Origin of the sequence: Edaphovirga cremea (assembly GCF_003332275.1) — a bacterium.
GTDB lineage: Bacteria > Pseudomonadota > Gammaproteobacteria > Enterobacterales > Enterobacteriaceae > Edaphovirga > Edaphovirga cremea.
Map to the genome: position 1 here is coordinate 138,627 of NZ_QOVA01000010.1, position 15,314 is coordinate 153,940.

13 protein-coding genes and 1 tRNA gene are annotated in these 15,314 nt (G+C 49.7%); 1 reads left to right on the forward strand and 13 read right to left on the reverse strand.

Annotated elements, in window-relative coordinates; translation table 11 throughout:
• Positions 1-305: 305 nt before the first annotated feature.
• From DRI82_RS15060 to DRI82_RS15100, 9 genes are all read right to left on the reverse strand, one after another.
• Positions 306-587 (reverse strand): hypothetical protein, encoded by a 282-nt coding sequence (locus DRI82_RS15060; RefSeq protein ID WP_157968082.1) that lies wholly within the window; start codon positions 585-587, stop codon positions 306-308.
• Positions 588-1,485: 898 nt separating this feature from the next.
• Positions 1,486-1,800, reverse strand: a complete 315-nt coding sequence (locus DRI82_RS15065; RefSeq protein WP_114194730.1) for a c-type cytochrome — start codon at positions 1,798-1,800, stop codon at positions 1,486-1,488.
• A complete protein-coding gene (locus tag DRI82_RS15070; RefSeq protein WP_114194731.1) occupies positions 1,800-2,297 on the reverse strand; it encodes a TlpA family protein disulfide reductase in 498 nt (165 codons plus the stop codon). The genes DRI82_RS15065 and DRI82_RS15070 overlap by 1 nt, the downstream gene beginning before the upstream one ends.
• On the reverse strand, positions 2,284-3,003 hold the full coding sequence (locus DRI82_RS15075; protein WP_157968083.1) for an ABC transporter ATP-binding protein: 720 nt from the start codon (positions 3,001-3,003) through the stop codon (positions 2,284-2,286). The genes DRI82_RS15070 and DRI82_RS15075 overlap by 14 nt, the downstream gene beginning before the upstream one ends.
• A gap of 1 nt (position 3,004) precedes the next feature.
• The gene (locus DRI82_RS15080; RefSeq protein WP_114194732.1) at positions 3,005-4,171 is read right to left on the reverse strand and encodes an FtsX-like permease family protein; all 1,167 of its coding nucleotides are present in this window, start codon (positions 4,169-4,171) and stop codon (positions 3,005-3,007) included.
• Positions 4,161-5,450 (reverse strand): ABC transporter permease, encoded by a 1,290-nt coding sequence (locus DRI82_RS15085; RefSeq protein WP_114194733.1) that lies wholly within the window; start codon positions 5,448-5,450, stop codon positions 4,161-4,163. Before DRI82_RS15085 ends, DRI82_RS15080 begins: the two co-directional genes overlap by 11 nt.
• 2 nt (positions 5,451-5,452) lie before the next feature.
• The gene (locus tag DRI82_RS15090; RefSeq protein WP_114194734.1) at positions 5,453-6,853 is read right to left on the reverse strand and encodes a Fe-S-containing protein; all 1,401 of its coding nucleotides are present in this window, start codon (positions 6,851-6,853) and stop codon (positions 5,453-5,455) included.
• Between the two features lie 127 nt (positions 6,854-6,980).
• The gene (locus DRI82_RS15095; RefSeq protein ID WP_114194744.1) at positions 6,981-7,508 is read right to left on the reverse strand and encodes an iron transporter; all 528 of its coding nucleotides are present in this window, start codon (positions 7,506-7,508) and stop codon (positions 6,981-6,983) included.
• 91 nt (positions 7,509-7,599) lie between these two features.
• Positions 7,600-9,528 (reverse strand): FTR1 family iron permease, encoded by a 1,929-nt coding sequence (locus DRI82_RS15100; RefSeq protein WP_114194735.1) that lies wholly within the window; start codon positions 9,526-9,528, stop codon positions 7,600-7,602.
• Positions 9,529-9,772: 244 nt separating this feature from the next.
• Here DRI82_RS15100 and DRI82_RS15105 point away from each other — a divergent pair.
• Positions 9,773-9,848: transfer RNA gene (locus tag DRI82_RS15105), tRNA-Asn, on the forward strand.
• A gap of 102 nt (positions 9,849-9,950) precedes the next feature.
• Here DRI82_RS15105 and DRI82_RS15110 read toward each other — a convergent pair.
• The 4 genes from DRI82_RS15110 to DRI82_RS15125 form a co-directional block, all read right to left on the reverse strand.
• Positions 9,951-10,478 (reverse strand): helix-turn-helix domain-containing protein, encoded by a 528-nt coding sequence (locus tag DRI82_RS15110; protein WP_157968084.1) that lies wholly within the window; start codon positions 10,476-10,478, stop codon positions 9,951-9,953.
• A 465-nt stretch (positions 10,479-10,943) separates the two neighbouring features.
• A complete protein-coding gene (locus DRI82_RS15115) occupies positions 10,944-11,876 on the reverse strand; it encodes a DUF4880 domain-containing protein (RefSeq protein ID WP_245956854.1) in 933 nt (310 codons plus the stop codon).
• A gap of 5 nt (positions 11,877-11,881) precedes the next feature.
• The gene (locus DRI82_RS15120; RefSeq protein WP_245956855.1) at positions 11,882-12,406 is read right to left on the reverse strand and encodes a sigma-70 family RNA polymerase sigma factor; all 525 of its coding nucleotides are present in this window, start codon (positions 12,404-12,406) and stop codon (positions 11,882-11,884) included.
• A 142-nt stretch (positions 12,407-12,548) separates the two neighbouring features.
• Positions 12,549-14,915 carry a TonB-dependent siderophore receptor gene (locus tag DRI82_RS15125; RefSeq protein WP_114194738.1) on the reverse strand — a complete coding sequence of 789 codons (2,367 nt, stop codon included), beginning with the start codon at positions 14,913-14,915 and terminating at the stop codon, positions 12,549-12,551.
• Positions 14,916-15,314: the final 399 nt, after the last annotated feature.

Genomic DNA, 15,314 nt, shown 5'->3' on the forward strand with positions numbered 1-15,314 from the left:
AGAACCCCCAATCATTTATATACTAAATGATTAGAGGTTTTATATATCCATTATTAATTTTGTAATTAATCATTATTAGTTACTAAATTATCTTATTCTTTAAGATGCGCAGAAAAAGAATCATCATTTTTCCACTTATTTGAGTTAATTATTCAATTAACTTGATGTGCTAAAACAGCAGCGTGATGTGGGTTATAATGGCGGCAATGATAGTAGTGTCGCCATTATTAAGACAGGAGCCATTATTAAGACAGAAATCACTATTAAGAAACAAAATAGTATTTAACGCGGTTTTTAGGCTGCATTTACCGTCCGCCATGAAGGTTAAGTGTTTTAGGTGTTGCGCTAAACTTATCGATCCATTGGTAAAGTTGTTCCTCGTAAATGAATTTCATCTGGCTAATCGTGGGATATTTAATCGAATGAGAGAGGTATGCCACACAGGGATAACGTTTGGGTTTGGAGTGATTAATAAAATCGCCCAACTCTTCATCTGTCATAAACAGATCTTGCGATTCATTTTCGAGCAAGAAATAGTCTCGCAGAACCCACTGCAAAAAATCCGCTTCATTCATCAGTAGCTTCATTATAATAACCTCTTACGCTTGAATTATAAGTTTAGCACCTTAATTTTTATCGCGAAGTCCAATAATGGTATTCATTTAATATCTACGTTTGTTTGATTCAATATTTTTTGCTTACGAAACAGCATGCGCTAACGAGTCAATTCAAGCGTAGAATCTGTATTTATTCATTATCACTCACCAAAAATGGCTGATCTGACTATAATTTAGCCCGCTCAATGGTCTCTTTTAAAAAGAACACTCCCTCTCTTTTGCTCACATTAATTTGGTCATGTCCCGTGTAAAAAATGGTGCCATCATCTTCAATGAATATTGAAAATGTATTGTTTTTCAGTGAGATGGGTTTTATCAATTTTTTATATTTCATTACATAACAAGAGAGGGTTACTCTATAGATATATAAACACGCACCTTCTCACCTTAATTAATTTTAAAAGCATTAAAATTAATTAAATAGGTTTAGGTAAAACTTCAATCTTCATATTAACGTACACGTTTACGCGGTTATTTCAAGATGTGATATGGCTTTATTATTAATTAGCCAATCTATTTTAATTTTTAAATAGATGAAATTAATAGCTCTATATTTTTGTAATATAATAGATCATCACCATCAGTTGATTATTTCATTCTTTGAGGTGTGTTAAAAATAACCATATTAATCAATAACATATTATTCAAGCCAACGACGCTCAAATAGTCTGTTTCATCTCTTGTGCGGGGACATAAATCGCACTTTCTCGCTTCAGAAAACGCAACGCTGACAGAGAAGTTTGAGTTGGTTTTTAATGAAAATTAACTACGCAACACATTTTTCTCATGCTTGCTTTTAAAATTGCCCGTGAAAAACAGGATGTCTCACTGGAGTCCAGATGCAAAACGGAAAATATAAATCCGGGAATTATTTCGGTAAGCCATTGATGAATTTCGCCAGTTCAACGATTTGCTCATCAGTAAGATTCGCTTTGGCCCGATTGCCTTTGCCTTCAATTTTCCCATCCCGCCGTACTTTGAGCCCTTCGATCATCACATCTTCAGAAAGGGTGTTCAGTGCCGGAGCCTGATCCATCGCCTTCTTGTCTGCCAATCGACCATGACATCCTGAGCAACGTTGCTGATAGAGTCCTTTCCCATCCGCCTGAGCATGCGTTGACGTCAGTGAAACAAACGCCAGGCATGAGAATAGCAGGCATGAAAAAGATAGCCTCAATGTCATTATGCCCCCTGCCCAATCTGCTGAAACAGCGCTGTAAGTGCCTGATCGCTACGGACACCCTGATGTATTGCGGTCACTTTCCCTTTGGCATCAATCAGAAATGATGTCGGCGTGCCGATGACTTCATAACGTTCCCGGGTAATTCCAAGTTGATCGCGTACTACGGGATAACCGATCTGCCGTTGAGCCAGCACTGGCTTAAGATCCACTTGCTCAGCATCAGTATTCACCGCGACGACGACAACTTTATCGCCATAAGTTTTACTGAGTTTTTCCAGTGATGCCATTTCAGACACACAACCACCGCAACTGACTGACCAGAAATTCAGGTAGACCGTTTTGCCTTGCCAACGATCCAACGACACCTGTTCGCCCTGTAGATCATAGGCTGCCAGCGCTGGCGCCTCTTTTCCCAAGGCCACTTTTTCCTGTTTGCAACCAGCAAGCAAAGTCAGGGCCATCAAGGCAACCAGAAATGAACACTTATGCCACAACATGATGCTGACTCCCAGTACTGATAACCTTGCCGTGCTGTAAACGGATAATACGGTCAGCGACCCGTCCCAGTTCCGGGTTGTGCGTCACCATCACAATAGTGCGCCCCTGCTGATGCAATTGATTGAGGAGCGCCAGAACCCGCTGCTCATTCTCCTCGTCCAGGTTTCCTGTCGGTTCATCGGCAAAGATAACCGGCGGCTGATTCACCAATGCACGCGCAATGCATACACGTTGCTGCTCACCACCAGAAAGTTGGCTTGGGAGATGGCTGACGCGATGCGACAATCCGACCTGTTCCAGCACATTACGCGCTGCCGCTTCATCTACCACGCTGTGATAATGCTGCGCCAGCATGATATTTTCCAATGCGGTGAGGAAAGGAATCAGATGGAATTGCTGAAATACCAAGCCGATTTTATCAGCACGGAACTGGCGGCGTCCCTCTTCGTCAAGAGCCGCAGCATCCGTTCCATCCAGTAAAACCTGACCTTCAGTGACCGTATCCAGACAGGTCAAAATATTCATCAATGTCGTTTTGCCCGAGCCGGAAGCCCCCATAATGGCAACGAATTCGCCGCGATTAATGCAAATATTGATGTCATCAAGGGCCGTGACCTCACCAAACCGCTTGAACAAATGGCGGGTCTCAATCACCGCTTGCGATTCAGGTTCGGGACTGACCAGTCTGACTGTTGAACTCTTCACCTTATTCTCCTTTTAACACTCTGGCCGGTTGAACATCAATCGCATATCGGGTTGGCACAATCGCAGCGAGCGCTGCCACCAAAACGGATGAGAGTAGCGTAAGCGGGAAAACCGGCGCGCGCAACGCGATCGCCGCGTTGAAAACAGTATGCCCAACCAGTTGCGCCAGCAAAAAGCCCAGCACCACGCCCGTTAGTGCCGCAGCCAGGGAAATCAACAGGGTCTCTGTCAACATCTGGCGAATAATGTCGCGATCGCCCGCGCCCAATGCTTTTTGCAGTGCGAATTCTCGCGCACGCTCACTCACCATCGCCAATAGCGTGGTGTTCACGCACAGGGAAGACAGGACCAGGATCACCACCGAGACCAATCCCATCAGCCCCTTGATTTTATCCAGCACTTGCCCTTCGGAAGCCGAAACCTTCAGAATGGGCCTGATTTCAAGTTGCGGATATTGCTGACGTAATTTCTGGGCAAAATTATCTACCTGACCGAGATCGTTGCTCACATTCAGCAGCGCATTGCTGATTTTTCCTGGCTGATGCAGCCACTTTTGCGCCAGATCGAGATTCACGATCAGAACGTTATCCGTCGCATCGCCAGACTCAACAATGCCCTTAATCTGCAAACGTTGCTGGCCGTCATTCCCCACCAGCGTAATGCTGTCGCCGACTTTGACCTGCAAGCGGTTAGCCAGTTTTACCCCAATCATGGCGTTGCGATCGTCAAAGTTTACGCCGATCCACTGTCCACTCACTTGCCAGTAAGGAACCAACGGTTGCAGTGAGTCAAACCAGACGCCCATGACCACCACTTTCTCCAGTTCGGTACGCGCCATTCCATACAGATACGGACTGCCCGCGTTGATCAGGCCCGCAGGCGCAGCCGTAAGAATCTGCTGGAAATCTGCTTGTGGCAGCGTATTGTCGCTGGCGGGGCCGATATAGAAATTGGCACCAAACGTACGCAGCTCTTGGCTCATCTTGGCATTGATATCAAAATAGACAGCCGACATCGCCGTCACTATCGCTGCACCCACGGTCAATGCCGCAAAAACCACGCTTACACGTTGCATTCTGAGGCGCAGGGCGCGAATCACCAGCAACCAGAACATGCTCTTTATCGGCACTGTTTTTTTGGTGATCCCGGCTGATTGATCAGCGGCCATACAGCACCTCCACAGGGTACAATCGTGCGATACGCCGGGCGGGGAACCAGGTGCCGATCAGGGCGATCAGTACGGAAACCACCAGTACGCAAGGCACCACGATCCAGGCAAAACTCAACGGTGCACCAAACAGCATCAGGCCGATGGCTTTCGCCAATCCCCAACCGGCCACGCAGCCCAGCACCCCACCCAATAAGCCACTGAGAGCCGCCTCCAGATAGAACAACAGCATGATCTGCCACTGCCTGGCACCCAATGCTTTCATCAGACCTATCTCTTTCGCCCGCTCCATAATGGTACTGGTCATCAGCGAGGCAATACCCATCGCCGCTGCGACCAGGGCAGCCAGCGTCACCACCGCAAGTAACAACTGGATTTTTTCAATCACCACACCCTCAGATGCCGCAACCTGCCAGATTGGCCTTACCGCTGAACCCGAAATGGCCTCTTCCAACTGGTGAGCAATTGATGAAACATAGGCGGTGCAATACCAGAGGTCATACTCTTCGGCATTCAACGCTTCGAGGTTCTCACGCGCACGGCGCGATAAATCATTTTCAGGCACCGTCAGCGCCGAAACGCGAATCGCCTGAACCTTGCCGGGCAATCCCATCAGTGTCTGCACTGCCGCAAGCGGCATTACCAGTTGGCGCTCTTCATCCCCACCACTGCTCAAGATCCCGGTTATCTTCAGGTTCAATGGTGCCGCAGGCCCGGTGAGTTGCAACGAATCCCCCACCGTCCAGTGGTTTTGCAGCGCAAGTTGTTTCCCTACCAGTGCCGGAACCACTGCACCTTCAATGACCGGCTCCTGAGGCCATTCACCCTGAACCTGCCAGTACGGACTGATGATCCGTTGCCCGGTGTGATAATCCTCTTCATCCGGCACATTCACCGGTTGGGAGAAAAAGGTACCGAGCACACCGACTGTCTGGTCATTAATGACCACATTGCCGCTGAGCAGCGGCGCAAAACCGACGATGTTATTGCGCCAGAAGATATCCTTGATATTCGGCAGTTCATTTTCATCAAGGAAATCCTGTCCCGCCAGCGGATTGCTTCGCTCACCAAACAAGGCAGGAAGCGCCGCCTGTCCGGCAGGTTCGATCAAGATATTGGCGCCGTAAGACTTCAACTCCCGCGCCATTTTGTCTCCAATATCAATGGAGACCGCCAACAGTGCCGAAATCAATCCCGCAGCGAGAAACACGGTGATGACCGCCAACGATTTACGCCGGACATTTCTGCGCCACGACTGTCTTAACATGATAGCCAGCATCGTTATTGATCCTCCGGTTCACCATCTTCAGCGGTCGGAGCGATATCGACAAACTGCCGGGGCTGCGCGCGGAAACGGTTGTAGTTATCTTCGGAAGAGAAGAACCAGGTTTTGCCACCATAACGGAATTTATATTGCGCACTGATATTGGTCAGTTGACTGCCATCAACCGGGTCGGTCACGTCCAGCGTCACGATTGTCGTGAAATAATTCACCCCCGAAATCAGGGCATCGCGTCCAATTACCAGTTCCCGATCGTCATTTTTCCAGCCCTCAATCGGAACCGGATTACACCCACCGGGTTTACCGATCGAAGGAATAAAGATATGCACAGCACAGGCGACACAGATCACCTGATTACCTTCCATCACATACCCCTGATCGCCGCACAACAGACATGCATCAAAAACCACGCCGAGGCGCAAACGATCCGGATAGCGATTGATCACAAAAAAGCGCACGGCTTTGCCGTCATCTGACACCCAGACGAAACGGTGCAATTTGCCATCGCGGATTTGTTCAACCGGAATATGAACCTGGCCGTCCTCCGCCAGCGTCACCGGGATGGCAGCCGAAAGTTGCGGCGGCTGGGAGGCGATACGATCCCAGTACAGTTGGCTCAGCACCACAATCAATACGGCGACCACCATCCACAGCCCGGTGCGCCTGGCATTTTGCCACTCAGCCTGCGATTTACGCCGTAGAATATCGTCAGTCTGCTGACCTGTATTTCGCCGCAATCCGAACAGTCCCGGCAGGCGCAGGAGCAACAGCAGGGTTATCAATAGCGCAGGTGCGTAACTCAACCAGGCTGACGCATTAGTGACCTGGGCAACGTAGCTCAACAGTGATTTCGTCAGTCCCAGCACCTGCAATTTCATGAGTAACAGGAGCAGATTGCCACTTAGCGGCAGTGCCAGAAGCACTGCGAGCGACAATAATAATGGCCAGCGTGAAAGGGGTACTGTGCGAACCAGCATCGTGATCAATACTGCACTGAGGATAACGGTGGCCAGTGCCAAGACGATCGCGCTGATGTTCAGCAGCAAATCGGTATTGACTACCGTGGTACTGGTCAACGCCGTCAGCGACGGATTGTCTGCCCAATGCAGTGCCGCACCCGCGATCAGCAGGCATTGCCAGAATAAACCGAGTCGTTGATGGCGAGAAAATTGGCAGAGAAGGAACAGCACGAGTGCGGCCAGCTCAGCCACGGTAAGACACAGGCGTAAAATCTGTCCTGAAGGCAAATGGCCGCCTATCAGCGCGCCGACGAGCCAGGCCAGCAACGTGGTCCAGCCCAGAGCCCTGATACCCGGCAGGGGGCGATGCACCCAATTTAGCCCTATCAGTAACGCAACTGGCAGGAAAGCCTGCAACACACTTACAAAAAAATAACTCATCACGCCCACCCGGACGGGGAAAACACCACATCTGCCTGGCAACCATGCCTGACAGCCACTGCATGTTTGCCAAACCAGAATGGCAAACTACGCCGCACCAACCTGAAGCTGGCACGGCGAATCAATATCAATTCAGACCGACGTATTTGAAGTCAAAGCTGACATCGAACGGTTTCCACCAGCGGCTGACACCCGTATCGGTATCCGTATGACGATGCATACCGGCTTTGGAGGGGGGCTCAATGTGATAGGTGACTTTGTAGTTACCGACACCCATCATTTTGATATTGGCACCGTAGTGTGGACCATCACTGGCAACCATTGGCATAAATGTGCCTTCCTGTTTGTCGCCCGTGTCGGTATTCACCAGCGTATACGCGATGGTCAGGTACGGCATCCATTCACCCGCGCCGAAACCATTTTTACCACCTTCAGTCGCATGAATATCCGCTTCCAGATGGATGTCCGCTTTGGCTGCCGGCAGACCCATGCCACGCGGTTCCATATCTATCGGTTGCAGATAAACAGCGGCAATTTCCAATTCATTCATTGTGACGGGTTCGCCCGCCGGGAACTCTTTGAAAGCAAACGCTGCTGGTGCAGCAAAAATACTGGCGATAATGGCACTGGCTATCACACTTTTCTTCATCGTCATTTCAATCATCCCTCGATTAGATTTTTATCCCCTTCATACTTGACGTTGCTGCCTACCTGCCTCATCTCCAAGTACTTCGGGTATAGATTAGTTACGCAATGTTTGTTTTACGGTCCGCATTCTGCGACTGCCGCCGCATCACCCATAGCGCCAGTACGGCAGCCAGAAGTAACGCGCCCTGAGGCAACAGCGTTTCCACATAGGGATAAATCCCCAACCAACTGATTTCCGGTACACCCTGCAATAGGGTCGGCTCAAAGAGCTTCCCTTCGATCAATTCCAATACCCCTTTACCAGCGAAGACAAACGCCATCAGGTACATGAATCCACCGGTAAACATAAAGAATGGTTTCAGCGGTAAACGCACCACGCTGTAACGCATCACCAGCCAGGCCAGCAGCAGTAAAATGCAGCCCGCCGCAAAACCGCCCAGAATCGACAAATGCCCACCCACCGAGTTGGCATCACCGACCAGCGCCATATAGAACAGCACCGTCTCCGCGCCTTCGCGATACACCGCCAGGAAACTGGTGAGCCAGAGACCCGCCATTGAGCCGCTGCTGAGTGAATGAGAGAGTTTGCCTTCCAGATAGGCCTTCCAATGGCGCGCTTCGACCTTCGAGAGCAGCCAATAACTCATGGAGAACAGCATCACCACGGCGATCAGCATGGTTACGCCTTCGAGCAATTCGCGGCTGGCACCCGAGTTGGAAAACAGCCATTGGAAAATGAAAGCGGTCACTACGCTCGCCAGTAAGGCGGCATAGACGGATTGACGGATAAGAGGAAGTTTGTCCTGATGATTGTTTTTCACCAGATAAGCCACGATAGCCGCCACAATCAACAGCGCCTCAAGACCCTCGCGCAGAATGATCAGCAGGCTGTAAATCAACAGACTCCAGTGCGTCTCGTTACCTTCGCCGAGCATGGTGACGGCTTTCTCCAGATCCTGCTGTAGCGCCGTTGCCTGCCCTTGCAACTGATCCAGCGGCTGCCCAGCCTTGATCATACTGACCATTCGGGTGAAGTAGCCTTCCAAAGTGGATTTAAAGGCCGAATCACGTGAGCCGATTTTATTTTCCATTCCGCTGGCTTCAAACAGATCGAAATAAGCGTCCTGAACCGCCATCATGGCAGGCTTGCTTTGACCTTGTTTGTATTGATCGAGTGCCGCGGAAATCGCCTGGTCAATCTGCCCGCTGACTTTTTTCCAATCGGTATCAGTCCCGCTGTCTGCCGAACTGTTTGCACCCGGATCGGGCAGCGCCTGCTGTTGTTCACGCGTAGTTGGCAAGCCAGGCAGTTGCTCTTCAATATCCTGTATCAGCGTTGTAACACGGTATGAAACCTCACTCATCTGATCGGGCTTGGACGCGAGTGCAATCAGCGCACTGAACTGCTGATTAATCGCCGCCGCCTGCTGCGAAGAGCGGTTTACCCGTACCGACATCTCCATTTCAGAGTTTTTAAACCCCTCATAGTGTGCCCGTTGCACGACCTGGCCCGCCTGCTGATATTTCCCTTCCTGATAGGACGTCACGGCCTGCGCCAGCAAATCGTCAATCACTTTGAAGCTCTGCTGCCAGTAAGGTGCAATGTCGCTATTCTCATAGGCACCGTGCTGCTGTTCTGCCACCACGCGATGGCCGTCAGTCAATACGGGCAACACGCCATCAAGCTCCCCCTTCAACCAGTCGACTCGCGCCTGTACCTCGGGAAGCGGTCTACCCTCACCGATCATTCGACGGATCTCGCCAAAGGTGGCTTCCATTTGGTAGCTTTTTTGCGAAGAGATGTTGATACGAATGGGGCCTTCAAGATTTTCGAACACCTCGAAATAGGCCATCTGCACTTCTGTACGTGCCTCATCCGTTTGCTTTTGCTGGTAGAGCGTGGAGGTTTTATCGAGACGTTGCTGGATATCGGTAATCCACTGCTGGTAATCGGTAGACGCGGCAAACGCCAACGTACTGATGAACAAACAGCTGCAAAGCAGTAAAATCCGTTGCCAGAGAGACATAGTGGGTTTCTAATGATAATGACATTTCTTCTCATTATCACTTCATCTCGGTGCCGGATCTTGATCCTTATCAAAGACTGCGCAAATGAATGTCACCAAATGAGTCAAAATGCGCTACCGGATCACGCGGTATCGCTCAAAAAACGGCTCAGAACGCCTGATTTCTCGCCAGATACATAGATTTAGACCCCCAGGCTTTGACAAACCATTTACCCACCGCTATCATTCGCCCCGTTCACACGATTCCTCTGTAGTTCAGTCGGTAGAACGGCGGACTGTTAATCCGTATGTCACTGGTTCGAGTCCAGTCAGAGGAGCCATTTTCACCGAACGATCCTTTCTATGCGCTGCTTTCTGATTTACATTTTCCTGGTGTTGTCCAATATTACTGCCATGCGTACCAGATGAATCTAATGTTGTTATTAGAACTTATCGGGGAGCACTCTTGTTATATTTATGAACTTCCCATTTTCCATGTGAATATATTCTCCTTTCCTTAATTCCGATAGGACTGACATCACGCCACTTCGTGATAATCCACTGCGGGATAAAATATAATCATTGACGCTAATCTCATATCTCACACTTTCAGGCAGACTATCAATTTCACGTAGCAATGCACAAACCACATCATAGACATTTCGATTGATCAGTATCTGATCGCGATAATTTTGGTATCCGCTAAGAAAAACAATAATATCAAACAAGTCACGCCACAAATTCATGCTGTCCAGCGCATTTCTGGCGATAGGGTACTCAATTCGACGAACACTGGCACCGGGACAACATTCAGCGATATGAAACCCCTGGGACAATGTGCACTCTGCCACCCCTAAAATAAAGGGCGCTTCGACTTGCCCCAGCAGCATTCGGTCTTGTGCACGAAACATCTTTATCTGACCGGATTCCAAAAGATACATATACTGTCGCTTACCGATCTGGTAAGGCAAAACCTTATCCTTTCGCAGTGGGAACGATTCCGAAAAAGGGCGTAATGAATACAAAACCCTCCGAATACTGTCTCCAGGTTTCTTGGGTCTAATCATATTTTTAAACTCGTTAAATTAATATACAGTATCACTGTTCTTCAACAAGAATTCCTACCGACCTTCATGGTCAGCTGAAACAACTGCTCTTGCCTTACATTACCGTCCTTTGATTTATCATGATGAGTTTATCATCACAGTATATTTTATTTGGTCAATTTTCAATATATGTCCAATATTGGACATATATTACGAACTTGAATAAGTCGAATACGTTAATGAATATTAACCTCCTTATTTTATTGTAAATTTCACTTAATTAAAACACCACTACACGTCCAATATTAACAAAAATAGCGGTTGCTTATCGGGGTGGTTATCACTTCAAGGCTAATGAGATGATTCAAATGACCAGAAAAGTGATTTGAATCATTTGCCTTTGGCTCGAATATCAACCCACCAGGACAACCGTGTTGTTATCTGCAAAGGGAATGAACGCGTTAACGCAGCAAGAATGCGTTGAGTTTCACGCAACGGGAAAACACCGGAGATGAGAAGTCCGGCCACCGCGGGGTCAACGTTAAAATAAGCAGTTTGGTAACGGGAGATTTCATCGATAAAACGATCCAGGCGCATCCGATCTGCGACCAGCATACCGCTGATCCAACTCTGCCGAAATGCATCCACCCCAACAGGGGAATGGATCTGTTGCGGCGTAAAGACCACTTGCTGACCGGCAGGAATCCGCCGCAACGCCTGCGAAGCATTGGTTCCAAGCCACGCCTCACCTTCGAACACCGATAAGCAATCCAGGGCAGATTCAGTACGCAGTGTCAGCGTTCCCGGTTGCGTCAGGGTGACCTTTCCGCAGCGACTGGCGAGTTGGATATCGTTTTTCCCCGCGGATTTCAGTGCCAGTTCGCCTTTGATCAATTGCAAGTGGTTACCGTCGTTTTGCACATTCAATGCACTGTCAGTATTGAGCCAGACTTGCATACCCTCGTGTAATATCAGGTGCCGGGTTTCACCTACGCCAGTGCGATAATCTGCCGCATAGCTTTTCCATGGCAGCGCATAACCCGCTACCCCACCCACGCCTGCCAGTAGCAATAATTTGAGCATGGAACGACGTGAAGTTTCCGCTGCCGGACGAGTAAGAACAGCTGATGGGGTATGAACAACCTGCTGAAAGCGGGCATGTATCTGCTCAACCTGCCGCCACGCTTCCTGATGCTGGCGATCTTTTTGCAACCACAATTGCCAGTTGTGCCGTTCTTCGTCCGTACAATGCTCGTCGAAGATCGTCGCGTACCAATCTGCTGCCGCGTAAAGAACATCCTGGGGAAGTGATGAAGCAGACACCCGCGTCAACCTGATTGACAGCGCAGGCAAACGAGCATGGCCTGCGCCATATATTTTTTGATCATCCGCTCTGAGACACCAATTTTTTCTGCCACCTGACTGTACGTCATGCCGTCAAGATGTACGCTCAGAAAAGCCTGCCGGGCTTTTTCTGGTAACGAGGCCAGCATGGTATCAATTTCAACCAGCGTATCCACCAGCGTTTGCTGCTCAGGTGAAGAGGCGTATATCAAATCCTGTAAAACCAGCGTGTGCAGATAGGCGCGCTCGATCTCCTTGCGACGCCATTGGTTCACCATCAGACCATGCGCAACGGTTGTCAGCCAGGCCCGTGGTTCGCGGATTTCCTGTACGTCATTACCACGAATCAGGCGTAAGAATGTGTCATGCGCCAGATCTGCCGCCTGTTGCGAACACCCTAGCCGCGATCGCAACCAGCCCACTAACCAGGCGTGGTGATCCCGATACATCCTCTCAACGCTAAGCGTAGGGGTATCCGGCACAAGGGAAAGAACAGCGGCTGAATTCACGGCAGTGACTCGGTAGATAATTTAACCAAATGATTTTCATTATCATTAACGATAAAGTCAATGACTATTTGTTAACAACGGGGATTCACAGCGAGGAAAAACAGCCCCTCCTCTCTTTTCCTGAGAGGAGGGGAAAAACATGTTACCAAAGATAGGTGATATTGGCGCTGAGGTTACGGCCTTCACCGTAATAGCACCAGTAGTCACAGGCACTGACATATTCACGATCGGTCAGGTTGCTGGCATTGACCTGCAAACGCCAGTTTTTGTTGAAGTCGTAACGAGCCATTGCATCCAGCAGCGTATACGCCGGAACTTTCATATCGGCGCTGTTCACTGCGTCACCGTAGGAACTGCCAACATAGCGCACGCCCGTGCCGAGCATCAAGCCTTCCAATTGGCCGTTGAAGGCGTAACTTAACCAGCCGGAAGCGCTATGCAGCGGCATTTTTGGCAGACGTTTACCGACTTCATCCTCGACACCAGATTTGGTGGTTTCCACCTTGCTGTAGGTGTAGTTGGCAGTCAGCGTCAGACCTTTGACGATCTCGCCTTTGCCTTCCAGTTCAAGGCCACGCGAACGGGCCTCACCGGTCTGCACCTGCACACCAGGGCGATCCGGGTCAGTCGTCAGTACGTTTTGCTGCGTCAACTCATACACCGCTGCGGTAACGTAGCCGTTGTAACCGTCAGGGGTATACTTCAGTCCGACTTCGGTCTGTTTGCCCGTTTGCGGTTTATACGGATTGTCATAAGCATCACGACCGGGAACCGGCAGGAAAGACTCCGCGTAACTGATATACGGCGATATACCGTTATCGAACAGATACATCATGCCCGCGGTCTTGGTGAACTTGGTGTCGTCCATCCGCGTATCAGCGCCAGACGTCAGGTTCTGATCGCGCGAACGAGCCGAGTCATAACGTCCACCCAACAGGAAGATCCCGTGATCGTCATATTTGAACTGATCCTGAATATAGTAACCCGTCTGGTTGCGGTTGGATTTATGGTAGAAAAGATCCGCATCTGTTGGCTCGGTGAAATTCCCGTAGACCGGATTGAAAATATCGATCGGCTGACCAAATGAATAGAGATTGCCGTCATGGCTGCGGGTATTGGCATTCTGATAGTCGATACCCAGCAACAGGGTATTCTCAGAATTAGCCATCAACCAGTTACCCACCATGCGGTTATCCACGGCCCAGCCCTGCGCGAAACCATCGCGGTATGTCAGTCCACGGCTGGCGTGACGATCGTCAACCATCGCCAATACATAGGGACTGCGCAGATCCAGATTCAGGTAGGAGTAACTGAAGTTCTGGTGGAAGGTCCAGGTGTCGTTGAAATTATGCGAAAACTCATACCCCAGGCTGAATTGCTGTGAATCGCTGCGACTGTAGCCCGGCTCACCCAGCGTGGTGGTGTAGCCGACTTTACCAAACGGTGTGTTCTGCAACGTGCCATAAGGCAGTTTGAAACCACTGGTCGGATTGGCGTTGGTATCCATGTAGCTGGCGAGGAACGTCAGTTCGGTATCCTCACCCATCAGGAAGGTCATGCTAGGTGCCAGGTAATAGCGCTGGCTTTCGGAGTAATCAGTCGAACCATTGGTATCATTCGCCATGCCTACCACGCGGTAGAGAATGGTACCGTCATCGTTCACCGGACCTGCGCTGTCGATTGCCAGATGCCGGTAATCGTTAGAGCCATACTTCAGATCGATCTGCCCCTGAGGCAAACGGGTTGGACGTTTGCTGATGACGTTAACCAGGCCGCCTGGTGGGTTCTGGCCGTAGAGTACCGACGCAGGCCCTTTCAGCACATCAACCCGCTCGATACCAAAGGATTCCTGTTGCCACTCGTAGAAACCATTTTCTTTCAGCGTGGACAAACCGTCCTGGAAGCGAGACCAAGGGAAACCACGGATGAACAACCAATCGGTTTTATTGTCTGGACCATAAGGGGTCGCCAATACACCGGGGCTGTATTGCAACGCCTGATCGAGTTTCTGTACGCCGCGTTCCTGGATCGTGGTATCTGAGACGGTCGATACCGCACGTGGCGTTTCGGAGATCGGTGCATCCAGCTTCAGCGCCGTATTGGGTGGCGCGGTGACCACGATCCGATCATCACGAACGACGGCTTGTGATGCACTGGCGCCCGCTGGCGCAGTGGCCAGTGAGACGCTGCCATCGGCGCTGAAATGAGCCTGCAGGCCACTGCCCGCCAGCAACTGGCTGAACCCGCTTTCCTGTGTGTAGCTCCCCTGTAATCCTTTGCTGGTTTTACCGCTGGTCAGTGCCGGATCGTAAGACAACAGCACGCCATTTTGTTGGGCAAACTGGTTCAACGCCTCGTTCAGCGGTCCTTGTTGAATGCTATAGACCTGTTGTGATGAGGAGGTGTCTGCCGTTTGCTGCGCGAAAGCCGGTAGCGCGCAGGTCACAATCAGACCCAGCGCGCCTGCCCGTACAGCTCTGGAGAGCAAGCTGGTACGAAAACTATTCATTGATAATCCCCTGAAAAAATTAAAATCCCATTGGTATTGCACATTGATGCCAACTGAGATTCAAAAAGGGGAACCACGAAAGCAAAAAATAATGATAAATATTCTCTTTCGTATTAACAGCAAGGAAATGCACACACCGCTATAATGCAAAGCTGCACATAATATGCTTTTGCAAGAAAAGAGTGGGCTGAATCCAACTGCCATCTTCCGCTGTGGTTACCATTATTTAATTTGCGCTCACACGCACATTTTAACAGCAAATAAATGTGATGAAACTCGCCATGAAACGCTTTTTACGTTTACAACGTCCAAAGCATGTCGCAATGTAGTCAAAGAATTGTGAGCGCATAACATTTATGTAATCACCATGTATCCGGCGGTGATCACATCAAGGAAAAT

Bases quoted from the DNA above. Each gene is read 5' to 3' on its own strand.
- DRI82_RS15095 (WP_114194744.1), bottom strand. From the start codon at position 7,508: ATGACGATGAAGAAAAGTGTGATAGCCAGTGCCATTATCGCCAGTATT.
- DRI82_RS15125 (WP_114194738.1), bottom strand. From the start codon at position 14,915: ATGAATAGTTTTCGTACCAGCTTGCTCTCCAGAGCTGTACGGGCAGGC.
- DRI82_RS15090 (WP_114194734.1), bottom strand. From the start codon at position 6,853: ATGAGTTATTTTTTTGTAAGTGTGTTGCAGGCTTTCCTGCCAGTTGCG.
- DRI82_RS15100 (WP_114194735.1), bottom strand. From the start codon at position 9,528: ATGTCTCTCTGGCAACGGATTTTACTGCTTTGCAGCTGTTTGTTCATC.
- DRI82_RS15080 (WP_114194732.1), bottom strand. From the start codon at position 4,171: ATGGCCGCTGATCAATCAGCCGGGATCACCAAAAAAACAGTGCCGATA.
- DRI82_RS15085 (WP_114194733.1), bottom strand. From the start codon at position 5,450: ATGCTGGCTATCATGTTAAGACAGTCGTGGCGCAGAAATGTCCGGCGT.
- DRI82_RS15070 (WP_114194731.1), bottom strand. From the start codon at position 2,297: ATGTTGTGGCATAAGTGTTCATTTCTGGTTGCCTTGATGGCCCTGACT.
- DRI82_RS15060 (WP_157968082.1), bottom strand. From the start codon at position 587: ATGAAGCTACTGATGAATGAAGCGGATTTTTTGCAGTGGGTTCTGCGA.
- DRI82_RS15065 (WP_114194730.1), bottom strand. From the start codon at position 1,800: ATGACATTGAGGCTATCTTTTTCATGCCTGCTATTCTCATGCCTGGCG.